The organism is Paenibacillus rhizovicinus (assembly GCF_010365285.1).
Lineage (GTDB): Bacteria > Bacillota > Bacilli > Paenibacillales > Paenibacillaceae > Paenibacillus_Z > Paenibacillus_Z rhizovicinus.
Genome location: NZ_CP048286.1, coordinates 6,125,051 through 6,150,352, shown reverse-complemented (window position 1 = coordinate 6,150,352; position 25,302 = coordinate 6,125,051). Strand labels below are relative to the sequence as shown.

19 protein-coding genes and 1 other annotated feature are annotated in these 25,302 nt (G+C 54.8%); all 19 genes read right to left on the bottom strand.

The genetic code is table 11. The features are described from left to right. Entirely contained in the window at positions 1–2,661 is a 2,661-nt protein-coding gene (locus GZH47_RS27415; protein WP_225446242.1) for a valine--tRNA ligase, read from the bottom strand. 131 nt (positions 2,662–2,792) lie between these two features. Next, positions 2,793–3,032: a binding site (T-box leader), on the bottom strand. A 205-nt stretch (positions 3,033–3,237) separates the two neighbouring features. Then, positions 3,238–4,668: a LysM peptidoglycan-binding domain-containing protein gene (locus GZH47_RS27410; protein ID WP_162644147.1), complete on the bottom strand. Its 1,431-nt coding sequence runs from the start codon at positions 4,666–4,668 to the stop codon at positions 3,238–3,240. A 193-nt stretch (positions 4,669–4,861) separates the two neighbouring features. Next, positions 4,862–5,944: an RluA family pseudouridine synthase gene (locus GZH47_RS27405; protein ID WP_162644146.1), complete on the bottom strand. Its 1,083-nt coding sequence runs from the start codon at positions 5,942–5,944 to the stop codon at positions 4,862–4,864. Between the two features lie 46 nt (positions 5,945–5,990). Beyond that, positions 5,991–7,292, bottom strand: coding sequence for a glutamate-1-semialdehyde 2,1-aminomutase (hemL, locus tag GZH47_RS27400; protein WP_192043548.1), 1,302 nt, complete (start codon positions 7,290–7,292; stop codon positions 5,991–5,993). Between the two features lie 66 nt (positions 7,293–7,358). Then, positions 7,359–8,354, bottom strand: a complete 996-nt coding sequence (gene hemB, locus GZH47_RS27395) for a porphobilinogen synthase (RefSeq protein ID WP_162644145.1) — start codon at positions 8,352–8,354, stop codon at positions 7,359–7,361. 3 nt (positions 8,355–8,357) lie between these two features. Further along, complete coding sequence (gene cobA, locus GZH47_RS27390) at positions 8,358–9,941, bottom strand: uroporphyrinogen-III C-methyltransferase (protein WP_162644144.1); 1,584 nt, start codon at positions 9,939–9,941, stop codon at positions 8,358–8,360. After that, positions 9,938–10,909 carry a hydroxymethylbilane synthase gene (gene hemC, locus GZH47_RS27385; protein WP_162644143.1) on the bottom strand — a complete coding sequence of 324 codons (972 nt, stop codon included), beginning with the start codon at positions 10,907–10,909 and terminating at the stop codon, positions 9,938–9,940. Before hemC ends, cobA begins: the two co-directional genes overlap by 4 nt. 3 nt (positions 10,910–10,912) lie before the next feature. Then, the gene (locus GZH47_RS27380; protein ID WP_162644142.1) at positions 10,913–11,599 is read right to left on the bottom strand and encodes a precorrin-2 dehydrogenase/sirohydrochlorin ferrochelatase family protein; all 687 of its coding nucleotides are present in this window, start codon (positions 11,597–11,599) and stop codon (positions 10,913–10,915) included. Between the two features lie 33 nt (positions 11,600–11,632). After that, the gene (ccsA, locus tag GZH47_RS27375; protein ID WP_162644141.1) at positions 11,633–12,451 is read right to left on the bottom strand and encodes a cytochrome c biogenesis protein CcsA; all 819 of its coding nucleotides are present in this window, start codon (positions 12,449–12,451) and stop codon (positions 11,633–11,635) included. Between the two features lie 93 nt (positions 12,452–12,544). Further along, entirely contained in the window at positions 12,545–13,930 is a 1,386-nt protein-coding gene (gene hemA, locus GZH47_RS27370) for a glutamyl-tRNA reductase (RefSeq protein WP_162644140.1), read from the bottom strand. Between the two features lie 180 nt (positions 13,931–14,110). Further along, the gene (gene speD / locus GZH47_RS27365) at positions 14,111–14,509 is read right to left on the bottom strand and encodes an adenosylmethionine decarboxylase (protein ID WP_162644139.1); all 399 of its coding nucleotides are present in this window, start codon (positions 14,507–14,509) and stop codon (positions 14,111–14,113) included. A 335-nt stretch (positions 14,510–14,844) separates the two neighbouring features. After that, entirely contained in the window at positions 14,845–15,435 is a 591-nt protein-coding gene (locus GZH47_RS27360) for a non-ribosomal peptide synthetase module (RefSeq protein WP_162644138.1), read from the bottom strand. A gap of 167 nt (positions 15,436–15,602) precedes the next feature. Continuing rightward, entirely contained in the window at positions 15,603–16,232 is a 630-nt protein-coding gene (yihA, locus tag GZH47_RS27355) for a ribosome biogenesis GTP-binding protein YihA/YsxC (RefSeq protein ID WP_162644137.1), read from the bottom strand. 18 nt (positions 16,233–16,250) lie between these two features. Further along, positions 16,251–18,605, bottom strand: a complete 2,355-nt coding sequence (gene lon / locus GZH47_RS27350) for an endopeptidase La (protein WP_162644136.1) — start codon at positions 18,603–18,605, stop codon at positions 16,251–16,253. Positions 18,606–18,692: 87 nt separating this feature from the next. Beyond that, the gene (gene lonB / locus GZH47_RS27345; RefSeq protein WP_162644135.1) at positions 18,693–20,399 is read right to left on the bottom strand and encodes an ATP-dependent protease LonB; all 1,707 of its coding nucleotides are present in this window, start codon (positions 20,397–20,399) and stop codon (positions 18,693–18,695) included. A gap of 194 nt (positions 20,400–20,593) precedes the next feature. Further along, positions 20,594–21,715, bottom strand: a complete 1,122-nt coding sequence (gene ispG / locus GZH47_RS27340; RefSeq protein ID WP_162644134.1) for a flavodoxin-dependent (E)-4-hydroxy-3-methylbut-2-enyl-diphosphate synthase — start codon at positions 21,713–21,715, stop codon at positions 20,594–20,596. A 101-nt stretch (positions 21,716–21,816) separates the two neighbouring features. Next, the gene (gene clpX / locus GZH47_RS27335) at positions 21,817–23,073 is read right to left on the bottom strand and encodes an ATP-dependent protease ATP-binding subunit ClpX (RefSeq protein WP_162644133.1); all 1,257 of its coding nucleotides are present in this window, start codon (positions 23,071–23,073) and stop codon (positions 21,817–21,819) included. Between the two features lie 43 nt (positions 23,074–23,116). Then, positions 23,117–23,698: an ATP-dependent Clp endopeptidase proteolytic subunit ClpP gene (gene clpP / locus GZH47_RS27330; RefSeq protein WP_161744682.1), complete on the bottom strand. Its 582-nt coding sequence runs from the start codon at positions 23,696–23,698 to the stop codon at positions 23,117–23,119. Between the two features lie 281 nt (positions 23,699–23,979). Next, the gene (gene tig / locus GZH47_RS27325; RefSeq protein ID WP_162644132.1) at positions 23,980–25,281 is read right to left on the bottom strand and encodes a trigger factor; all 1,302 of its coding nucleotides are present in this window, start codon (positions 25,279–25,281) and stop codon (positions 23,980–23,982) included. Positions 25,282–25,302: the final 21 nt, after the last annotated feature.

The window sequence follows — 25,302 nt, the reverse complement described above, 5'->3', positions numbered from 1 at the left end:
TTAGCCTCTCAATTCCGCGATCCGCGCATTAACTTTATCGCGCTTATCGGCATAGTCGGCCATTTTCGCTTTTTCTTCTTCGATGACCTTCGCTGGCGCTTTGGCAACGAAGCCCTCGTTGGCGAGCTTCTTCTCCACGCGCTGGACCTCGTTGTCCAGATGCTGGATTTCTTTCTCCAGGCGGGCGATCTCCTGCGCAATGTCGATCAGGCCTGCTAGCGGCAGGTACATCTCGGCACCTGTTACGATCGCTGTCATCGCTTTGTCGGGAGCCGTCAGATCGAGGCTGATGTCCAGCTTCGACGTGCCGCAGAAACGAACGATGAACTCTTCGTTGCGGGCAAGAATGGCCGCTTCGTTCGCGCCGGACGGTTTGATTTGCAATTCGATCTTCTTGCTCATCGGCACGTTCACTTCGGCGCGAATATTCCGAACGGAACGGATCATTTCCATCAGCAGTTCCATCTCGGCAACGGCATCCGGCGCTTCGAACGCCGCATCGTATGCCGGCCATGGCGCGAGCGTGATCGTTTCGCCTTCATGCGGCAGATGCTGCCAAATCTCTTCGCTGATAAACGGCATGAACGGGTGGATCAGGCGCTGCGTGCGGTCCAGGACATAAGCGAGGACCGATTGCGTCGCGCGTTTCGCCTCGGCATCCGTGCCGTTCAGGTTCAGCTTCGCGAACTCGATGTACCAGTCGCACAAGTCATCCCAGATGAAATTGTACAGGACGCGGCCCGTTTCGCCGAAATCGTAGCTGTCGATCAGCCGCGTCGTGTCCGCAACCGCCGCATTCAGGCGATGCAGGATCCAGCGGTCGGCAGTGCCAAGCTTCACGTTGATGTCGATGTCGGCTGCTGTCACGCCTTCCAAGTTCATCAGCGCAAAGCGCGACGCGTTCCAGATCTTGTTGGCGAAGTTGCGCGCTTGCTCGACCCGCTCCCAGCGGAAACGCAAATCCTGGCCCGGCGTGCTGCTCGTGGAAATCATATAACGCATGGCATCCGCGCCGTATTTCTCGATCACTTCCAGCGGATCGACGCCGTTTCCGAGCGATTTGGACATTTTCTTGCCGTTCTCGTCGCGAACGAGACCATGCATCAGAACGTCTTTGAACGGAATTTCATCCGTGAATTCGATGGCGGTGAAGATCATCCGGGCAACCCAGAAGTAAATAATATCGTAACCCGTAACCAGGACATCGGTCGGGTAGAAGCGTTTCAGATCTTCCGTTTGTTCCGGCCAGCCAAGCGTGGAGAACGGCCATAGACCTGAGCTGAACCAGGTGTCGAGCACGTCTTCGTCTTGACGGAGCGATTCGCTTCCGCAAGCCGAACACGCCGTTTGGTCCTCGCGCTCGACATGCATCGCGCCGCAAGCGTCGCAATACCAAGCCGGAATGCGGTGACCCCACCAGAGCTGGCGGGAAATACACCAGTCGCGTACGTTTTCGATCCATTGCAGATACGTTTTATCGAACCGATCCGGTACGAAATTAACGCCTTTGCCGCTCTTCTGCGCCTCGATCGCCGCATCAGCCAGCGGTTTCATGTCGACGAACCATTGCGTCGACAAGTAAGGCTCGACGACCGCGCCGCTGCGCTCGCTGTGTCCGACTTGATGGACATGGTCTTCGATTTTGATGCAAACCCCGCTGGCTTGCATATCCGCTACGATGCGCTTGCGGCAATCCGCGCGGTCCATGCCGTTATAGGGTCCGGCTTCCGCGTTCATCGTGCCGCTTTCGTCCATGACGACGATTTGCGGCAGCTGATGGCGAAGGCCGACCTCGAAGTCGTTCGGATCGTGCGCAGGCGTAATTTTGACGGCGCCGGAGCCGAATTCCTTCTCGACGTATTCGTCGCCGATAATCGGGATTTCCCGGCCGATAATCGGCAGTACGATCATTTCGCCGATCAGGTGCTTGTAGCGCTCGTCTTCCGGATGTACCGCAACCGCCGTATCGCCGAGCATCGTTTCCGGACGGGTCGTAGCGACCGTAATGAAACCGGAACCGTTCTTCAGCGGATATTGCAGATGGTACAGATGTCCGTTGACTTCTTTATGTTCAACCTCGATATCCGAGAGCGCCGTGCGAGCCGCCGGATCCCAGTTGATAATCTTCTTGCCGCGGTAGATTAAGCCCTTCTCGTAGAGACGTACGAAAACTTCGCGAACGGCGCGGGAGAGACCTTCGTCCAGCGTGAAGCGTTCGCGCGAGTAATCGAGCGAGAAGCCCATTTTGGCCCATTGCTCATGAATGGTCGCAGCGTAGCTGTCCTTCCACTCCCACACCTTCTCCAGAAACTTCTCGCGGCCCAGATCGTACCGGGACAATCCTTCTTCGCGCAGCTTCTGTTCAACCTTCGTCTGCGTCGCGATGCCGGCGTGGTCCGTACCCGGAAGCCACAACGTGTCAAAGCCTTGCATCCGTTTCGCCCGAATCAAAATATCCTGCAGCGTAAAATCGAGCGCATGCCCGATGTGCAGCATCCCCGTGACGTTCGGCGGCGGTATAACGATCGTGTACGTCTCGGCATCCGGGCGCTTGCCCGCTTCGAAAAACTTGCCCTCCATCCAGTAAGGATACCATTTGGATTCCGCGGCCTTAGGGTCATAGGTCGTCGGCATTTCAGTCATCGTTTGTTTCTGCGACATGTCAGTTCCTACCTCCATAATATGTCCTCATCCGGTTCCTGACGCGAATCGCGCATGACCGGTCGTTGATCGCTAATCGAAAACCGTTTCCCCTCGTAAATCGAAAAAAAAATAAACCTCTCGCCCTTATAGCAAAGGACGAAAGGTTCTGGCTTCCGCGGTACCACCTTTGTTCCGAAACGACGGTCTGCGCCGATTCGACAACTTATTAACAGATAACGGCTGCTGCCGGCCGAACTACGCGAAGGAATTCGCTTCATTCCAGCGACTCAGGGGCGACCAGTCACAGTATATTCCTGCAGAACCTCACAGCGCAATCGGTTCCGCTCTCTGAAGGTATTCCTGCCACTCTTCCCCATCAACGTCATTTAAAATAATTATTGCCTTATTTTTTCTATCATACACGTTTTGATTTATAATCGTCAATCCCAATGGGCTTCTCCCTGGCGTTTTACGCAATTATGGAAATGAATTCGATATAAAGCCTTCCATGAACGTTAAAAAAGCCTGCCGGATAGCCTCTCAGAGGCTCCGGCAAGCTTATCCGGGCTTTGTTTGCGCCCGTCCTGTCCCGCGTCAAGGGATGTACAACACTTGGCCTTCGCTGACGCTTTGATCGTTAAGCCGGTTGTAAAGCGCGATCTCCCGCGCCTGCAGCTGATACCGGCCTGCGATGAGGTCAAGCGTTTCCTCGCGCTGCACGATGCAGATGCGCATTTTGCGGAAGGCGTTATCTTCGCTCGGCCGCAGCAGGTTCTTCCACTCGATTTCGTCGCCCGAAGTACGGCGGCTCTGCGCAGCTTCGCGCTCCGCATGCAGCTCGGCTGCCGCTTTGGCTTCCTGCTCGCGCCGGCTCGACTGCAGCAGGGACCTGAAGCTGACGTTGCCGGCGCCTTGCTGCGCGGCGTCGTCCTCGGCAGGCTTGCCGGCCAATGCGACGCGGATTTCCTTGCGTTCTTCGGCATCCTGCACGGATACTTCGCCGAAGGTCTGCACGGATTCCGAAGCGTTAACCGACGGAGGCACCGCTTGCTGCCGGATTGACGGCTCGAGCTCGGACTGGGCGAAGGAAGCGGATTCCGACGCCGCCTCTTCGGCAGCAGGCGGCGCCGCTTCCGATTGGAGCGCTTGCGCCTCCGGCTGGGCGAAGTCCTGCTGCTCGACGCCCTGGAAGGCTTCGCGTTCCGCGCCTTGAGCGGCTTCCTGACGCGTCGCTTGCTCGAAGGCCGCTTCTTGCCTTGCCGCTTCCAGGAGAGCGGCTTCTTGACGAACCGCTTCCTGTCTCGCCGCCTCTTGACGGGCAACCTCCTGCTGGGCAATCGCAAGCAGTTCCTGCTCTCTTGATCTCGCGGCGCGGGCTAACGCTTCGCGCGCTTCCTCAGCCTCTACCTGGGCGGCTAAAGCGCGCTGCGCCTCCCGTTCCGCCGCTTCGCGCTGCTGCTCTTCCTGCCAGAACGACGGCTGCTCTTGCGGCGGCGTAAAGAATGGCGGCTGTTCCTGCGGCGGCTGGGCAAAGAACGGCTGCGCCTCCGGCTGACCCGCGAAGAACGGCGGCGCTTCGGATTGATATTCTTCGTCTCCCCTGCTGTGAACGACCGTATAAGGCTCTTCCCGCTGCCAATCCGCCTGCGAACTGGGCTGCTCGATTTCAATGCCGAACAGCGACAATACGCCCGTAATGTTGAGCGTCCTCGTCGACAATACATCCACGTCGAAGTTGTCGATCTCCACGGAAATGTCGTCCAACCGGTGAATCCGATTGAGCGGCAGCGTGATTTCGACTGGAATCCAATGCTCCAGAGCCTGCTCCGACAGCGGCTGCTCTTCCGACCGGTATACCCCCGTCAGCAAAAGATGCCCCTTCAGCAGAACCTGCTCGTCTTGTTGTACGATGCCAATGCGGGGAACGAGCTCGATTTCATCCAGCTCGTCGATCGCCGCCACTTCATCTGGCAAATGAACCCGCTCGTAAATATCAAATCGCAAACCGTTTGACTGGCTTGGCACGTTAGTCGTCCTCCTTTCCCCTCATAAAAAGCTTGAATCCAGCTTCTTCAAATACAAGAAAGTATAAGTTCACTCATACTTTGCTTATATTTCTATGGGATGAAACTTGCAGACGCCAGCCTAATAGGCGCCAGCCGTTTCATCTTGCCTATTTATCTATATGGCAAGGGGTGGGCAGGCATGACTACGATTTTCACAGGGAAGCGAGGCGGCGCCGGACTTCACTGAACCAAGCAGGCTCGGGTGCCGTTAACGTCATTTCGCGGCTTCTCCACGGGTGCCGGAAGGAAAGCTGCTCGCCGCGCAGCGCCTGGTGGCGCAGTATCGCGTCGCGGCCGCCGTAGAGCGTGTCTCCGATGAGCGGATGACCGAGATTGCTCATATGGACGCGAATTTGATGCGTTCTGCCCGTTTCCAGCCATACGCGCACAAGCGAAGCATCCTTGTAGACCTCGACGGTCTCGTAATGCGTCACCGCGTGATCGCCGTCCGGGGTCACTCTGCGTCTGGAACGGTGATGGCGGTCTTTTCCGATCGGCGCGTTCACGGTGCCTGTCCGCTGTTTCAGTACGCCATGGATAATGGCGGCATACTGCCTGCCGATCGTTTTCTCGCGCATCGCTTCGTCCAGCCGCAGCTGCGCCAGCTCGTTGCGCGCATACAAGACAGGCCCTGCCGTATCGTCATCCAGCCGATGAATATGTTTGGCCGGCTGCAGATCTCCATGAAGGATCCCGTCTCGAACGGCCGCTTCGTCCAGCGTTCCTCGTTGTCCAGGCGCCGAAGGATGGACAGGCATCCCGGCCGGCTTGTTCATCACCAGGCACCAATCGTCCCGAAAGAGAGCCTCTGCTTGTTCTGTATAGGTAGGCTGAGATGGTTGAGCTGCTTGGGTTGCTGCTGGTTTGGCCTGGGGCGTTGCTGGTTTACCTTGGGTCGCTGCTGGATTGGCCAGGCTGGCTTGCCCGTCCGCCAGTGCCATTTGCGCCATGCGGTATGCAGCGTCCTTCCCAGGGTCCCCGGGCAGAAACGTCTTCAACCGGATGACGCCTTCTTCGAACTGAATGCCTCCGACCGAAAACAGCCGGTTCAGCCATTTCTCCGGAAATAAACCAAGGGCCAGCAGCCAAATCCGCACATGATGCGGATGGCTCCCGGCCTCGATCGGAGAAGCAGCTATGCCTGCGGCATGGGCGAAACGAAGCAGTTCTTCGCTGGATAGCGACAGCCACTCTCCGTCCCGCTCATAGGGCAGCGCTTGATGATCATGGATCATGCTCAGTCATCTCCCGTACTTGCTATAACGTTCTGGTCTATATGTTCTATAGACGCCGCAGCGCCTCGTCGTGCGCCTCGATTGTCGCGTCGATCGCCGCTTCGTCGTGGATGCCCGATACGAACATGCCTTCGAACTGCGATGGAGCTACGCTGATGCCAAGGTCGAGCATGGAGCCGAAATACGCTTTGAACCGCTCCAGATCGGCTGTCTTGGCCGTTTCGTAATTGATGACATGCGTGTCCGTAAAGAACGGGCACACCATGGAGCCAACGCGGTTAATCGTGCTGGCGATGCCGTGCTTCGTCGCATTCGCTTCGAAACCGAGCTGCAGGCGAACGGACATCCGCTCCATCTGTTCGTACGTTTCCGGCGTCAGCAGGCTGAGCGTCGTATAGCCGGCCGCCATAGCCAGCGGATTGCCGGACAATGTGCCCGCTTGATAGATCGGTCCGCTCGGCGCCATCATTTCCATGAATTCGCGTTTGCCGCCGTAAGCGCCCACCGGCAGGCCTCCGCCAATGACTTTGCCGAGGCAGGTCAGGTCAGGGGTAATGCCGTAAAGTCCTTGCGCGCAATGATAGTTGACGCGGAAGCCGGTCATAACCTCATCGAAGATAAGCAGGCTGCCGTATTGCGTCGTCACGTCCCGCAAGCCTTGCAGGAAGCCGGGCAGCGGCGGAACGACACCCATGTTGCCGGCTACCGGCTCGACGATAATGCAAGCAATCTCTTCGCCGAAGCGTTCGAAGGCAAATTTCACCGACTCCAGATCGTTATAAGGAACCGTGATCGTATGCGAAGCTATGCTTTCCGGTACTCCTGGGCTGTCGGGCAGGCCCAGCGTTGCGACGCCGGAGCCGGCTTTGATCAGCAGACTGTCGGCATGGCCGTGATACGAACCTTCGAATTTCAAAATCTTGCTGCGCTTCGTGTAGCCGCGCGCAAGGCGAAGCGCGCTCATCGTCGCTTCCGTGCCGGAATTGACCATGCGCACGACTTCGACCGACGGCACGCGCGAGCAGACAAGCTCCGCCATCAGCGTTTCCAATTCGGTCGGCGCGCCGAAGCTCGTGCCTTTCTCCGCGGTTTTCTTGATCGCTTCAATGACTTCCGGATGGGCATGGCCCATAATAAGCGGTCCCCAGGAGGCGACATAGTCGATATAGCTGTTGCCGTCGATATCGAAGACGCGGTATCCTTCGCCGCGTTCCATGTATACAGGGGTGAGGCCGACGGATTTGAACGCGCGGACCGGCGAATTGACACCGCCTGGAATCACCGTTTTCGCTTTCGCGAAGGCGGCTTTGGACCGCTCGTCCGACCGTTTGCGATTGTTATCGATCATGATTGATGGACACCTGCCTGTCTGTAATTGTGGGCCTGCTTGCGTTATTTCCGATTAGCCGGCGAATTATTCGCCGCGCAGCCAGCGTGCTGCATCGAGCGCATGATAAGTAATGATAATATCCGCGCCTGCGCGCTTCATGCCCGTCAAGGTTTCCAATACGATGGAGCGCTCGTCGATCCAGCCGTTCGCGGCGGCTGCCTTCACCATCGAGTATTCCGCGCTGACGTTGTACGCTACAAGAGGCAGATCGTATTGATCCTTCAGTGTGCGAATGAGGTCCATGTAAGCAAGCGCAGGCTTGACCATCAGCATATCCGCGCCTTCGAGGACGTCCGACTCCGCTTCGCGAAGCGCTTCGCGGGCGTTGGCCGGGTCCATCTGGTATGATTTGCGGTCGCCGAATTGCGGTGCGGAATCCGCGGCTTCCCGGAAGGGGCCGTAGTAGGCGGAAGCGTACTTCACGGAATAAGACATGATCGGCACCATCTCGAAGCCCGCCGCATCCAGTCCTTCGCGGATCGCGCCGACGAAGCCGTCCATCATGTTCGACGGGGCGATAATATCAGCCCCTGCGCGCGCCTGCGATACCGCCGTCCTGACGAGGATCTCAAGCGACGAATCATTGTCGATTTCGGCGTTGCCCGTACGCGGGTCATGATGGATCATGCCGCAGTGGCCGTGATCCGTAAATTCGCACAAGCATGTATCTGCGACAACCAGCAGATTCGGCGCCCATTCCTTGATCGCGCGCGTCGCTTGCTGTACGATGCCGTCGTCTTCGAACGCCGACGTTCCGATCGCATCCTTGGTGGCCGGCAGGCCGAACAGCAGCACTGCTTTCAAGCCGGACGCCACGATCGCGTCGATTTCAGCCTTCAGCATATCGATTGACAGCTGGTACACGCCGGGCATCGAAGCAATTTCGGTTTTCGTGTTCGTGCCATGCGTAATGAAGAGCGGATAAATCAAATCATCTACGCTCAGCTGCGTTTCGCGAACGAGACTGCGCATTGCGGCCGTTCTCCGCAGCCGGCGGTGTCTTGTGATTGGAAAAGCCATGGTTTAAACGCCTCCTATTTCATTTCGATGCGCCAAACGGGACTCGGCAATAGCGTCTATGAGCCCGTCGATCGTTGCATCCTCGGGTTGTATCGTAACGGTCAAGCCTGCCTCGACAGCTGTTTTGGCAGTGACAGGACCTATGCAAGCAATATCGATGCCTTTCAGAAGCTCTAACGGCTGTTCGACACCCATACGGCGCAGAACTTCCAGCAGATTCGTCACCGTGGACGAGCTGGCGAACGTAATCACGTGAATGCCGCCGCTTCGCAGATGCTCCAGCACTTCTTCGTCTTGATCCTGCGCGATGACGGTCTCGTACACGTCGATTTCAACAGGCTCCAAGCCGCGAGCCTTCAACTCGCGCGGCAGAACTTCGCGCGCCAAGTCGCCTCTAGGCAGCAGCACGCGCTGACCTGGCTCCAACTGGTCGTACAAGCTGACGAGCAGATCTTCCGCTTGAAACTTCACCGGCAGCACATCAACGGCCAAGCCGCGTTTCTCCAGCGCTTCCGCCGTCTTCGGTCCGACTGCCGCGATGCGCGCGCGATGAAACTTGCGGATATCGATGCGCAGCTTCTTGATCGATTCGAAGAAATAATCGACGCCGTTCACGCTCGTGAACATTAACCAATCATACCGTTCGGCGTCCGCAAGCGCCGCCTCAAGCTCCGCAACCGCATCCGGCTGCGAAGCAGGCCGCGTTTCGATAACCGGGAATTCGCAAGGCTCGCCGCCAAGCGCTTCGATCCGCTCGCTCAGGTCGCTGCTTTGCGCACGAGCCCGCGTCACGAGCACGCGCGTACCGAATAGCGGTTTGCGCTCATACCAGTTCAGCTTCTCGCGCTGCAGCACGACGTCCCCGACGACGATAACAGCCGGCGGCTTGAAATCCGCTGCTTTCACGATCGCCTCGATCGTTTCGAGCGTTCCCGTCACCGTACGCTGTTCAACGCGCGTGCCCCAGCGAATCAGTGCGACGGGCGTATTCGCCGGCTTGCCGTTGTTCATGAGCTGTTCGGCGATATAGCCGATTTTAGCTACGCCCATCAGGAATACAAGCGTGCCGGTAGCCAGCGTCACTTTATCCCAATGGATCGAATAGTCGAGCTTATCCGGACTTTCATGTCCGGTTATGATGGATAAGGAAGAAGCCAAGTCTCTATGCGTGACCGGAATGCCTGCATAGGCCGGAACGGCGATGGCGGACGTAATCCCCGGCACGATGTCGAATTCGATGTCATGCTGATGCAGCAGTTCGGCTTCTTCGCCGACGCGGCCGAATATCGTCGGATCGCCGCCTTTGAGACGCGTGACGATTTTCCCTTGCAGCGCCAAATCGACAAGCAGTTGATTAATGTCTTCCTGCTTCATCGTGTGACGGTCAGGCAGCTTGCCGACGTAAATCTTCTCTGTTCCCGGCTTCAAATACCGCAACAGGCGCGGACTTGCCAGCCTGTCATATACGATGACGTCGCAAGCGGCGATGCATTCCATGCCGCGAAGCGTAATCAGCTTCGGATCGCCCGGCCCCGCTCCGACCAAGTAGACCTTCCCTTTGCTTTTCCCCGTATGCAAATCGATCATCCTCTCACTTCCGCCAGAATGCGGTCCGCTCCTTTGGCTTTCAACAAATTCGCGACTTCTACGCCAAGTGATTCGGGATTAAGTCCGCGAACCGTTTCTTTCAGAAGCACGGTTCCGTCCGGCGAACCGACGATGCCCGTAAGCTCGATCAGTGCCTCGCCGTTCGCTTGACCGCCCTCATCGACAAGCTTCGCATGTGCGCCGATCGGAATTTGGCAGCCGCCGTTCAGCGCGCCGAGGAAACTGCGTTCGGCCGCAACAGTCAGCGCGGTCGCATCATCGTTGAGCAGCGATAGCAGGTGACGAACGTCGGCATCGTCCTCGCGGCACTCGATACCGAGCGCCCCTTGTCCCACTGCCGGTACGCAGAGCTCCTCGGACAGGAAGGATGAAACTTTCTCGTCCCACCCCATTCGGTGCAATCCGGCAGCCGCCAGCACGATCGCATCGAAGCCTTCCGTCTCCAGCTTCTTGATGCGGGAATCGATATTGCCGCGAATCGACTCGATTTGCAGGTCAGGCCGCGCATGCATAAGCTGGCTGGAGCGGCGAAGGCTGCTCGTACCGACTTTCGCGCCTTGCGGCAAGTCCGCGAATGCGATGCCGCCGGCCGTAATCAGGCAATCCCTCGGATCGACGCGCTTCGGCACTGCGCCGTTCATCAAACCTTCCGGCAGCTCGTAGGGCATATCCTTCATGCTGTGGACGGCCAGATCGATCTCGCCGTCGAACAAGGCCTGTTCGATTTCTTTGACGAACAATCCTTTGCCTCCGACCTTCGACAGCGTCACGTCCAGAATCCGGTCGCCTTTGGTAACAATTTTGCGAATTTCAAAATCATACGGCAGTCCGTGAGTCTCGCTCAGCGCCTTCAATTGATCGATGACTTGTCCGGTTTGCGTCAGCGCGAGCGCGCTTTGCCTTGTTCCAACGACGATAACTCTCCGTCCGTTTACGATATACGACATGATTCAACGTCCCCTCTCAGCCGCCTGCAGCAGCCTGATCATCCATTGTTCGATTTCGAAATCGGAAGCTGCATCGGCAACCTTCCCTCCGCCGCCTTCGATCGTTTCTTGCCCCGGCTCCGTTGGCAGTTCCTCGGCGGCAAGCCGAAGAACGGCGGCGCGCAGCTCCGAATCCCCGACCTCGGCCAATACCCGCTTGCGCAGTGCATGCAGCCGATCGATGAACGCCCCGTATGCCGGTCCATATTGTTCCGCGAGCCGCCGTTTGAGGAGCGCCGTTAAGGCTGGACTAGCGCCGCCTGTCGTCAAAGCGATGACAAGCTCGCCCCGCCTCACGACAGAGGGGGTGATAAAACTCCCCGTTTCGCCAAGATCGGCCGTATTGACGAGCAGGCCTCTTGAGTCCGCATATGCGGCAATCCCGCTGTTCAGCTGCCGGTCGTTCGTGGCTGCGATCAGCAGGAAGGCTCCTTCGCTATCTTGTTCTTGGTATTCCCTGCGCCAAAGCGCAATACAACCTATTGCGGCCAGCTCTTCCAAGTTGGCCGTCGCATGGGGCGAAACGACAATCACTTCATCGGCGCCCCCTTCAAGAAGCGCCGCGACTTTCCGTTCGGCCACCGTACCGCCGCCAACGACGACGCAGCGTTTGCCGGACAGCCTCACCATGATCGGATAATAAGCCGCCACAGCCGTCCCTCCCCCGCAAAGTCGATCTCCGCGTTACGACCAGCCGTGAAAATTAGAGGCTTGGTTCGTAAAAACATTCAATAGCAGAACAGCATAGCAGAGCAAGTTGACCCTCGCGAACTTCAAGCCGGTTCCATCAAACCATTGATGCTTCATGACGTTCCAAATATATAAGCCGAGCGCGACGAAAGAAACCACGACTTTCCAATCGAGCAGCAAGCTATAGCGCCCTTCGACGAGAATGGACGTTACGGCAATCGCCAGAGACAGCATAAGCAGCGGCGTACCGATCAAGGAGACGCGAAACATAAACCGGTCCGCCGCATCGAGACTCGGAAGTCGCTGCATCCGTTTCGTCCACTGCTTGCCTTTCAGCCGCGCGAACAGAAACAGATACATGCCGGAGAAGATCGCACTGATCGTGAAAGCCGTATAAGCCAGAATCATAAGGGCGATATGAACGATCAGCATATCGTGCGCAAGTTCCCATCTGGCAAGCGACGCGCCTGACCCGATGCGGAACAAATTGACCGTTAAGACCGCAAACCCAATCACATTGACGAAGAATACGATGAATTCCATTCGAAAAAAACGGCTCATCGCTAATGAAATCGTGATAAGCAGCCAAGAGAATATGAGCAGGTATTCAAATAACGTCATGAGCGTCATGTCCAAATGGGAAATAATGCGATGTACAAGAAAACCCGTTTGCAGCACCCAGACGAAAATAAGCAGCCCTGTTCCCACTTGTTTCGCTTGCCGGTTTCGATCAACGAAATCCGAGAAGTAAAACAGGAGGCTCAGGGCGTAAACATACAGTATTCCATCATAGAACCAATTGTGAGTAACCATAGCCGCCTCCGCAAACTGCCAGGCTGGTCGTACCTTATACGAGTTTCCCCTTCGTATTGAGTGGTACTGCTCGCCTATGCCACCTAGGCTGATTTAGGTCAAAAGGGCCGGGAACGCGCCTTTCCCAAGCTTCGGCTTGGATTCCGCTGCCGAAGACGATTCCGTGCGCACGGAAGGCTTCGCGGTTACTGCCTTCTGCTCCGCCTGCTCGACTTCTTCCTCTAGTGCGAATAATTTCACAAACATGTCCATCGCTTGATCCGCGTGCTTCTCGCCGGACATTTCCTTAATCCGCAAAATCGGATCATGCATCATTTGGTTTACGATGCTCTTCGTCAGTTTATGGATGATCTTGAGCTCGCGATCGCTCAAATCAGGCAGCTTGTTAGCCAGACTGCCCATCGTTTCCGCATGGATCGAGGAAGCTTTCGTTTGCAGCGCTTGAATAAGCGGCGCTACGCCAAGCGTCTTGTACCATTGGCGATAGGCTTCCAGTTCGGCTTCGATGAACGTCTCGATCTTCGCCGCTTCCTGGCGACGCTGCTCCATGTTGCTTTCGACGATGCCCTCGAGATCATCGATATCGTACAGAAACACGTTCTCTACAGCCGCGATGCCAGGATCCAAGTCCCGCGGAACCGCGATGTCGATCATGAATAACGGACGGGATTTGCGTTTGCGCATCGCCGCATCCACCTGTTCGCGCATCAGCACGTAACCGTCCGAGCCTGTCGAACTGATCACAATATCCGTCTCATGAAGACGCGCGATGGCTTCTGTCATGTTAAGCGGCGTTCCGTTAAATTTATCTGCGAGCTGTACCGCACGATCGTAGGTCCGATTCACGACGAATACGCGTTCCACGCCGCTGGCGTACAAGTGTTTCGCCGTCAGTTCGCTCATCTTGCCGGCTCCGACGATCATGACCGTCTTGCCGCCGAACTGTCCGAATATCCGTTTGCCAAGCTCAACGGCCGCATAGCTGACCGAAACTGCCGCTTCGCCGACTGCCGTATCGGAGTGGGCTTTCTTCGCAAGCGTCACTGCCTGCTTGAAGATGGAATTGAACAGCGTTCCCGTCGTTTTGTTCTCCTGCGCCATCAGGAACGCGTTCTTCACTTGACCGAGAATCTGCGTTTCTCCGATGACCATGGAATCCAATCCGCAAGTAACGCGGAACAGATGCTCAATCGCCCGCTCGTCTTCGTACATATATAGATCCGAGGTAAATTGCTGTCTCGGCGTTCCGAACCATTTCTCCATGAAGCTGCGAATGTAGTGGCCGCACAGTGTCGGACGATCTACGACAGCATAGAGTTCCGTACGGTTACAGGTCGCTACAATGACACATTCCATAATGCTCTTGGTTTGTTTAAGCTGCTTCAGCGCTTCGGGCAAATCCCGATCTGCGAATGTAAAGCGTTCCCTAACCTCAACCGGGGCCGTCCGATAATTCAGTCCGACAACGATAATGTGCATGTGCGTTCACCTGCCCTTCATCTTGATTTCCATCACTTAGTATAGCACGTTTCAATAACCTGTACCCCTGCAATTATGAAAATTGTTTGAAATCGCGTCATCCGTTTTCAAGCATTGAATTTGCATACAAAAAGACCGCGAACGAGAGCCGCGGCCTTCATTACTCATTATTAAAAAATGCTACACAAGCTCGGCTTGCTTCATATCTGCTTCTACGACTTGTAATTCACCCATGCCGCGGACAAGCTTCTTAGCATGCATCATTTTCGGTTTCAAAACAGACATCATGTAGTCGATCGCAAGCTGCGGATCCACTGTTTCTCCACAAGTATAACAATCAAGAGCAGCGAAGCCTCTCTCAGGATACGTGTGAATGGAAAGATGACTTTCGGACAGCAGTACGAGTACAGTTGCCCCTTGTGGTTCAAATTGTTGGGCTTGCACTGAGAGTACGGTAGCGCCGCAAGCTTCAGCCGCCTCTACCATTTGGGCTTGTAAAAATTCCGCATTGTTGAGCAGGTCAAAATCCACACCCCATGTGTCAACAGCTACGTGTCTTCCGAAAGTTGAGTATTCCATCTTTCGGTTCCCCCTTCCTAGGAATAAAATGTTTAGTAATTTCATCCGCTAGGACCTACGTCATTCACTGCCCGAGGGACTTTCCTCTCGCAACATTCCCATGTCCTGAGTGAATCCTGGTTCCTAATATTCTTTGCAACGAAAATAAAAATACCATCTATTGCGGATAATTGCAATAGTTTTTTTTAACCCGAAAAGTTAGGAGAACGAACCGTAAACTCCAATTATAAGGGTATGTAGCTCGATCCGTTTCTGTGTTCGTCCATATCGTGGAAAACAAATAAAAAAGCCGCATGGAATGCGGCTTTCGAATAATGGCTGAGGCAATGTTCTGATCATGCTTCCAGCATGAACAACTGCCTAGTATATGAGGCTAAACGTGCGTCGATTATAGCGGTATGCGTACGGTCGCTGCATTGGTTGCGCAGATCAAGCAGCTGATCAATCGCGCCCTGTACGGCTTTGATTTCATTCTCGACGTTCATGGCAAGAAAAGCCGCTTCAAGCTGGCCGATCGTGTCCTTGAACTCGAAGATCACCTTCGCTTCATTGTTTTTGTTTTCTACAATTTTGCGAACATTACCTTGGACGTAGTGGTACGTCATCGTATAGTTCGGATAAATGCGATTAACGACTGCGTCGCCTCGGAACGCGGCCACGGCTTTACGCATGGCATTCGTCAATTTGGGGTGCATGATTCGGCAGGAAAGCAAGCTGATAAACTGATCTTGCTGACGCTCGAAAGTTAAGCGGACCTCTTCTCGTCCTGCGTCGTCCTCGAGAACCATCTCGTGATTGCCGTTTTCCAATACCCGCACTTGATGCTTGATGTGCTGGTCTTCGAAGAACCGGACAAATCCCGCCATCTCTTCAGCCGTTAATTGCAGAGAAGCATTGACATACTCTGTGGCTATCCGCTGAGCCATAAAAATCTCCTCAATTCTTTAAGTAACGCGTTTGTAAATCCACTGCTTAGGTATATTATACCCGATCGAGGTCTTTTATTCCTGCCGCCCAGCCGCGATATTCTCGCATATTTCTGAATAATTAAGGAGATTTCACAATGAGTCCGTGCTTTCTTGCATTATCCTCGCTATTCGATTGAAACTTCTTCGGTTTCTTCCTGTTCTTCGTTTGTTTCTTCGATGACTTCATTGATGAGGTCCCACAGTTCTTCGCGGCCAAGCCCCGTTTCGGACGAGAACAGCACATGCCTGTCCTCGGGATGGAAGCCAAGCTCCTGCTTGATCATCTTCACATGCTTCGGCCACTGGCTCTTCGGAATCTTGTCCGCCTTCGTCGTAACGACGCAAACAGGAATTTCGTAATGTTTCAGCCAATCGTACATCAGAATGTCGTCCTTGGACGGAGCATGCCGGATATCGACGATAAGCAGTACCATTCGGAGGGGCTTGCGATCGCCGAGGAAAGTTTCGATCATCGTTCCGAATTGCTGACGCTGCACCTTGGACACTTTCGCATACCCGTAACCGGGAAAATCGACTAAATACACGCGTCCGTTGACGCGATAATAATTGAGCTGCTGCGTCTTGCCCGGCTGCGCACTGGTGCGCGCCAATCCTTTGCGCATGATCATCTTATTGATCAGCGAGGATTTCCCGACATTAGAACGCCCTGCCAGAGCAAACTCTGGCAAGGCATCTTCCGGATATTGATCTGGCCTTACGGCGCTAATAACAAATTCCACGTTCATAATTTTCACGTCTTCGCAACCTGCTTTCTAATGCGTCTCTACCGGCGCCGGCGCTTCAGTGCCAGCCAATGCATGCTGGAGCACTTCGTCCATCGTACCGACCGGCACGAATTCCAAATCGGCTTTTACGCTGTCCGGAATGTCGCGCAGATCACGCTCGTTGTCTTTCGGAAGCAGCACCTTCTTGATGCCTGCCCGGTGTGCGGCGAGCGATTTCTCCTTCAGACCGCCGATCGGCAGTACCCGGCCGCGCAGCGTGATTTCGCCGGTCATCGCGACTTCCTTGTTCACGTACCGGTTGGTCAGCGCCGAAATGAGCGCCGTTGCCATCGTAATGCCCGCGGAAGGTCCGTCTTTCGGGATCGCGCCTTCGGGAATATGGATATGAATATCGTTCTTCTCATGGAACTGCGGGTCGATGCCGAGCTCGATCGCCCGCGAACGCGTGTAACTGAAAGCGGCCTGTGCGGATTCTTTCATCACGTCGCCCAGTTGGCCCGTCAACGTCAGCTTGCCGCTGCCCGGCAGTACCGTTACTTCGATGACGAGCGTGTCGCCGCCAACTTCCGTCCAGGCAAGGCCCGTGACGGCGCCGACTTGATTCTCGACTTCGGCCGTGCCGTAGCGGAACTTAGCCGGTCCGAGCCATTCTTTCAACTTGGCCGAATCGACCTCGATCGATTCCGTCCCCTCGATGGTGACGATCGCTCGCGCCGCCTTCCGGCAAATCGCTGCGATTTGCTGCTCGAGGTTGCGGACACCGGATTCGCGGGTATATTCCCGAATGACCTGCAGCAGACTGCCTTCGGCCATTTGCATTTGCTCATCCTGAAGTCCATGTTCCCGCTTCTGTTTCGGCAGCAGATAGCGCGAAGCGATTTGAAGCTTCTCTAATTCCGTATAGCCGGGAATGTAGAGCACTTCCATCCGGTCCAGCAGCGGACGCGGAATGTTATGGATCGCATTCGCCGTCGTAATGAACATGACCTTCGACAGGTCGAACGGGACCTCGATAAAGTGATCGCTGAACGTATTGTTCTGTTCGGGATCGAGCACTTCCAACAAGGCTGAAGCCGGATCGCCGCGGAAATCCATCGCCATCTTGTCGATCTCATCCAGCAGGAATACCGGATTAAGCGATCCTGCCGTCTTCATGCCTTGAATGATTCGGCCCGGCATCGCGCCGACGTACGTCCGGCGGTGACCGCGAATCTCCGCTTCGTCGCGCACGCCGCCGAGCGAAATGCGAACGAACTGGCGGCCGAGCGACTTGGCAATCGAACGGGCCATGGACGTTTTACCGACGCCCGGAGGTCCGACCAAGCAGAGGATCGGTCCTTTCAGCTTCTTCACGAGCTGTTGGACGGCCAAATATTCGAGCACCCGTTCCTTGGGCTTCTCGAGACCGTAATGATCCTCGTTCAAAACGTCTTCGGCCTTATTGACGTCCAAGTCGTCCTCGGTTTGATTTTGCCAAGGAAGGGAAAGTAACCAATCGATATAATTGCGGATGACGCCGCCTTCAGCAGATGTGGAGGGCATCTTCTCCAGACGGTCGATTTCTTTCTCGACCTTCTCCCTGACCTTCTCCGGAATGCCGGATTCGGCCATTTGGCTGCGAAGCTCCTCCACCTCGCCTGCTCGTCCTTCTTTCTCTCCGAGCTCTTTTTGAATGGCTTTCATTTGCTCGCGCAAATAATATTCCTTCTGCGTCTTCTCCATCTGCTTCTTGACGCGCTGGCTGATCTTGCGCTCGAGCTCCAGCACTTCACGCTCGTTGTTCAGGATATCGAGCAGCCGCTCGAGACGTTCCCGAACATCGATCGTTTCCAGGATATCCTGCTTATCCTTGATTTTGAGCGACAGATGGCTCGAGATGACGTCCGCGAGCCGCCCGGGCTCGTCAATATCGGATACGGCCGCGAGCGTCTCCGGAGTCACTTTTTTCGACAAATTGATGTAATGCTCGAACTGATTCAATACGGTCCGCATGAGCGCATCGATCTCGGGGTCCGTCGTTTCGGACTCCGGCAGTTCCTTGATCGAGACTTCGTAAAATTCGTCGTTCGGCAAGTAATCCACAATCTCGGCGCGAACGACGCCTTCTACGAGGACGCGAATGGTACCGTTGGGCAGTTTCAGCATCTGTCTGACTCTTGCCACTGTTCCGACACGGAAAATATCTTCCTGCGACGGTTCTTCGATATTCACTTCCGACTGCGAACAAAGCAAGATCATATGATCGTCCAGCATGGCGCGGTCCAGCGCACGCACGGATTTATCGCGGCCGACATCCAAATGCAGCACCATGCTTGGGTATACAAGAAGCCCCCTTAAGGGCAGCAGGGGCAATCGACGACCTTTCCATTTAGCAGGTCCCATTCCAGCACCTCCGTCGTTGAAGTTTCCTGTTCACCCTATCGTGACCGAAAACCCCGGCCTTAAGTCTTAAAGCCTTTCTCCATTTTATCACTCAACGGAATCCGCCTGCAAATAGGGCAGGCTCGAAGCGATAAAAACGTCCGCCGCTTGAACGGGTGCCGAGGCAGGCGCATCCATATATTCCGCACCGAATACATGACGGAATACTTCTTCCACATGGTCAACCGGAATAACCTGAACGCCTTGCAGATCGGCAAAAATCGCCTGCCAGTTCTCGCGCGGGATAATAACGGTATCCGCACCCGCTTGGAAAGCGGCTTCCACCTTGGCCAGCACGCCGCCGACCGGTTTGACATTCCCGTGAATGCCCATTTCGCCGGTCATAGCCAGCTTGTTGCTGATCGGCTCGCCTTTGATCGCAGAAGCGATCGCTGTCGCCATGGCAATGCCTGCGGAAGGACCGTCAATCGGCGTACCGCCCGGGAAATTAATGTGCAAATCGTAATTTTCCGGTTTCATGCCCATTCTCCGCAGCACGGTCAGCACGTTCTCGATCGAACCCTTCGCCATGCTTTTGCGCCGGAGCGTCCGGCTGCTGCCTCCACCGAGTTCCTCCTCGTCTACGACACCGGTGATGGTGTAGACACCTTTCCCCGGACGCGCGCCGATGGCGCTCACTTCGATTTCAAGCAGCGTCCCCATATTAGGACCATAAACCGCAAGGCCGTTTACGAAACCTACTTGAGGCGCCACAGGAACTTTACGATCCGGACGAGGCGGGATTTGACTGCTGTTTACGACCCACTCTACGTCCGCGGCCGTAATGCTGTCACGCTTCTCCGAAAGCGCCAGCCCGGCGGCAAGCTGAATGACGTTGACCGCTTCGCGGCCGTTCGTAGCATAACGCGTAATCACGTCGATCGCTTCTTGCGACGGAGGCAGACCGATTTTTTTCAGCGCGTTCACGGCGATTTGCGATATTTCATCCGGAAGCAGCGGCCGGAAGTAGATCTCCATGCAGCGCGAACGGAGTGCCGGCGGCAATTCTTGCGGCGAACGCGTCGTCGCGCCAACGAGCCTGAAATCCGCAGGAAGCCCATTTTGAAAAATATCGTGAATGTACATCGGAATGTTGTTGTCTTCCGAATTGTAATATGCGCTCTCCAGGTACACCTTGCGGTCTTCCAGCACCTTTAACAATTTATTCATCTGGATGGGATGCAATTCACCAATTTCGTCAATAAATAGCATGCCGCCATGCGCTTTCGTCACCGCGCCCGGTTTCGGCTGCGGAATACCCGCCACGCCCATCGCGCCGGCGCCTTGATAAATGGGGTCATGGACGGAGCCGATTAACGGATCCGCAATGCCGCGCTCGTCAAAACGCGCAGTCGTCGCATCGATCTCGGTAAACTTCGCATCGACCAGAAACGGTGACGTCGGGTTCTTCTTCGCTTCTTCCAGCACGACGCGGGCGGCAGCCGTCTTGCCTACGCCTGGCGGGCCGTATATGATGACATGCTGCGGATTAGCGCTGCACAGCGCGGCCTTAAGCGCGCGGAGGCCATCCCTTTGACCGACGATGTCGTTGATCGTCTGCGGGCGCGTCTTCTCCGATAACGGCTTCGTAAGAGAGACGGAGCGCAGCTTGCGCAGCTTATCCATTTCCTTACGGGACTCCCGGTCGACGGCCGTCCGGTTCGTCTTCTGATTGCGCAGCAAATTCCAGAAATAGAGACCGATCACGATCGCAAAAAACACTTGAATAAACATCAGTATCACACTCAAACTCATATGCGATTACTCCTCTCGTCACGGAAAAGACAGCCTCGGCCGCTCTTCCCGAACTTAAAAAAATCCGGCCTATACAGGGCGTATACTGTTCAGTATTGCCCCCGGCCGGATGGAATAATCGCGCTATGCAGGAACTTAATGAAATTACATCGTCATTTCGTTAAGTGTCCCTATCTAAAGTTTGAAAGAGCTGCCTATGCGGTCGCAGGAGCGCCTGGCTGATGCTTGCGCCCTGGAATTTCGCCGGTCTCCTCGAAGACGCGCACGATTTCGTCGATTTCCTTCTTCAGCTCGGACAACAGCTCCGCTTCCGGAACTTTGCGAATCATTTCCCCGTAGCGGAACAGCATGCCTTCCCCGCGAGCGCCGGCAATGCCGATATCCGCTTCGCGCGCTTCGCCCGGGCCGTTAACCGCGCAGCCCAGTACCGAAACTTTGATGGGCACCTTGATCTTGCTGATGTAGTCCTCGACTTCGTTCGCGATCGAGAAGAGATCGATATCCAATCGGCCGCAAGTCGGACAGGACACAAGCGTCGCTGCGTTCGTAATGAGACCGAATGTTTTCAATAGCTCGCGCGCAACTTTGACTTCCTCTACCGGATCGGCGCTCAGGCTGATTCTGACCGTGTTTCCGATACCCATAGCCAGCAAAGCGCCGATGCCAGCCGAGCTCTTAATCGTGCCCGTGTGCAGCGTTCCTGCCTCTGTAATGCCAAGGTGAAGCGGATAACGGATAACTTCCGCAGCCATACGGTACGCTTCGATGGCCATCGGAACGTCGGAAGCTTTAAGCGAAACGATAATATCGTGGAAGTCCAGCTCCTCCAGAATGCCGATGTGGAACAACGCACTCTCCACCATCGCTTCGGGCGTCGGATAGCCGTACTTCTCGAGCAGATGGTTCTCCAGCGATCCGGCGTTAACGCCGATGCGGATTGGAATGTTATGCTCCTTGCACGCTTTAACGACCGCTTCGACCTTCTCGCGGCGACCGATATTGCCCGGATTGATCCGGACTTTATCAACGCCGTTCTCTATGGCCGCAAGAGCAAGGCGGTAATCGAAATGAATGTCCGCGACAAGCGGTATATGAATGCGTTTCTTGATTTCTTTGATGGCTTCCGCCGCTTCCTTGTTGTTCACTGTCACGCGGACGATCTGGCAGCCCGCCTCTTCAAGACGCAATATTTCGGCGACAGTCGCTTCCACGTCTGCCGTCTTGGTCGTGCACATGCTTTGAATGATAACCTCGTCGCTGCCGCCGATCGTCAGAGGGCCGACTTTAACGGGTACCGTATCCTTGCGCAAATACATGATATAACCTCTCCCATGAACGTCAAAGTCCACCCCTGCAAGCCGCAAAATAGGAAGCAGCGGCAGCAGAGGTGGAAACATTTGAGGTGTTATTTAGTGGATCAGGCGCTTTCTTCCTTCTTCTTGCCCTTTTTGGAAACAAGATCCGGCATGATCCGGTCTTGAACGACCTTCTCCGTAATGAGGCAGCTGCTCACATCGTCACGCGACGGAACCTCGTACATCACGTCGAGCATCAAGCCCTCGATGATTGCACGCAGACCCCGCGCACCCGTGTTCCGCTTGATTGCTTCTTTCGCAATCGCTTCGAGCGCAGCCGTTTCGAATTCAAGCTTCACGTTATCCATCTCCAGCAGTTTCTGATACTGCTTCACGAGCGCGTTCTTCGGCTCGGACAGGATACGGACAAGCGCGCTCTCGTCAAGCGGCTCCAGCGTGGAGATGACTGGCAGACGGCCTACGAATTCAGGGATAAGCCCGAATTTGAGCAAATCTTCAGGCAGCACCATCGACAGGTATTCGCCTGCTTTCAGGTCCTTCTGGCCATCGCCCGCTGCGTTGAAGCCTATAACCTTCTTGCCGATCCGGCGTTTGATAAGCTGCTCCAAACCGTCGAACGCTCCGCCGCAAATGAACAGAATGTTCGTCGTATCGATTTGGATGAATTCTTGATGGGGATGCTTGCGTCCGCCTTGCGGAGGTACGGAAGCGACTGTGCCTTCAAGGATCTTCAAGAGCGCTTGCTGCACGCCTTCACCGGACACGTCGCGTGTAATCGACGGGTTCTCGGATTTACGAGCCACTTTATCGATTTCATCGATGTAGATGATGCCGCGTTCGGCTTTCTCCACATCGTAATCTGCCGCTTGAATCAGCTTCAGCAAAATGTTCTCGACGTCTTCGCCGACGTAACCCGCTTCGGTGAGCGAGGTAGCATCCGCGATTGCGAATGGAACATTCAGAATCTTAGCCATCGTTTGCGCAAGCAGCGTTTTACCGGAGCCCGTCGGTCCCACGAGCAAGATATTGCTCTTCTGGAGCTCGACGTCTTCCAGTTTGTTCTGCGAATTCACGCGCTTGTAGTGGTTGTAAACCGCTACGGAAAGCGACTTCTTCGCTTGTTCTTGGCCAATGACGTACTGATCCAAAATATTGCGGATATCGCGCGGCTTCGGAATGTCTTTCAGATCGAGCTCTTCTTCGTGCCCGAGCTCCTCTTCGACGATTTCCGTGCACAGCTCGATACATTCATCGCATATATAAACGCCCGGTCCGGCAACAAGTTTGCGCACTTGATCCTGCGACTTGCCGCAGAACGAGCATTTCAATTGGCCCTTCTCGTCGTTGAATTTAAACATGAGTTTTCACCCCTTCTTGTTGGTTCGCCTGTCTTTATAGGGACTAGAGAGACGTAACGACTTTATCAATCAGGCCGTAGTTCAATGCTTCTTCGGCACTCATGAAATTGTCGCGGTCCGTATCGCGGTCGATACGTTCATAAGGCTGACCCGTACGGTCGGACAAAATTTGATTCAGCTTCTTCTTCGTCTTCAAGATCCAGTCTGCATGGATCGCGATATCGGAAGCTTGCCCGCGTACGCCGCCAAGCGGCTGATGGATCATGACTTCGCTGTTCGGCAGCGCGAAACGCTTGCCTTTGGCACCTGCCGTAAGCAGCAGGGAACCCATGCTTGCAGCCAAACCGACGCAAATCGTGGAAACGTCCGGCTTAATGAACTGCATCGTATCAAAAATACCCATTCCTGCAGTTACGGAACCGCCCGGTGAGTTAATGTACAGATGAATGTCTTTCTCCGGATCATCGGCGGCTAGGAAAAGCAGCTGAGCGATGACGGCATTAGCAACATCGTCGTCGATCGCACTTCCTAGAAAAATTATCCGATCCTTCAAAAGACGGGAGTAGATATCGTAAGAACGCTCTCCCCGATTCGTTTGCTCAACGACCATAGGTACCAGATTCATGCGACCAACCTTCTTTCGTTATCGACTTGTAAATCACAACTTATTCTAACATGTTCCGAATGCAATGTCATTTTTCTGAATACTACATTATACGATACGGGTATTGACATATGTACGCGTTTGCTTCTTCATCGTGCAAGAAAAACTGGAAACCGCCGTTTTCGCAACGACGCAGGACGTATGCCCCAACTCCCCAGACCCCGAATAAACACGATGAGGATAAAATAAGGCACGTGATTCACGTGCCTTATCCATAGATTCATTTTAATTAAGTTTAACGATTAAGCAACAACGGAAACTTCTTTGCTGTTGTCAAGAAGGAACTTGATTGTTTTACGAAGCACGAGGTCTTCCTTGATGTTGTCAAGGTTGCCGTTGCTTTCGAAAATCGTGCGAAGCTCTTCAGCGGAACGGCTGTATTGTTTGGACAGGTTCTCGAGCTCTTCGTTCAGATCCTCGTCGTTCACGACAATGCCTTCGTTCTTCGCGATTTGCTCAAGAACAAGGTTGTTGCGAACGCGCTTCTCGGCATCCCCGCGCATTTGACCGCGAAGCGCCGCTTCGTCTTGGCCGGAGAATTGGAAGTACAGTTCAAGGTTCATGCCTTGCATTTTCAGACGGTTCTCGAAATCGCGCAGCATGAACGAAGTTTCGGAATCGATCATGGCTTCCGGAATATCGATGACAGCCGCTTCAGCAGCTTTCTCAACTACAGCCGCTTCGCGAGCGGATTCGTTTTCTTTCGATTTGCGGTCAGCCAATTTCGATTTCAGGTCCTGCTTGTACTCTTCGAGCGTATCGAATTCGCTAACGTCTTTCGCGAACTCGTCGTCAAGCGCCGGAAGGTTTTTGCGTTTGATTTCATGCAGCTTCACTTTGAACACGGCAAGTTTGCCTGCCAGGTGCTCGGCATGGTAAGTCTCAGGGAATGTAACTTCGATGTCTTTGAAGTCGCCTGTTGCCATGCCAACGACTTGCTCTTCGAAGCCCGGGATGAACGAACCGGAACCGAGTTCCAGGGAATGACGCTCGCTCTTGCCGCCTTCGAACGCTTCGCCGTCTACGTAGCCGTCGAAATCGATGACAGTGATGTCGCCGCTTTCTGCCGCGCCTTCTTCAAGGACAGTCAGTTCAGCATGGCGCTGTTGCAGGCGGTTAAGCTCAGCCGCAACTTCTTCATCCGTAACTTCTGCGTCCGCGGAAGGTACTTCAAGGCCTTTGTATTCGCCAAGCTCAACTTCCGGTTTAACCGTTACTTTAGCCGTGTATTTGCACACTTGGCCTTTAGCGAATTGTTGAACGTCGATTTCCGGACGGTCGACAGGGAATACGCCAGTCTCTTGCAGCGCTGCCGAGTAGGAATCAGGAAGCAGGATGTCGATTGCGTCTTGGTACAGGCTTTCGATGCCGAAACGAGCTTCGAAAATGCTCCGCGGTACTTTGCCTTTACGGAATCCTGGAACGTTTACTTTCTGAACGACCTTCTTGAATGCTTTGTCGATTGCCTCGTTTACTTGTCCAGCTTCAACCTCAACGCTGATCGAGACAAGATTCTTGTCTATTTTTTCCCAAGTTGCTGTCATGTTATGCTTTCCCCTCCAAAT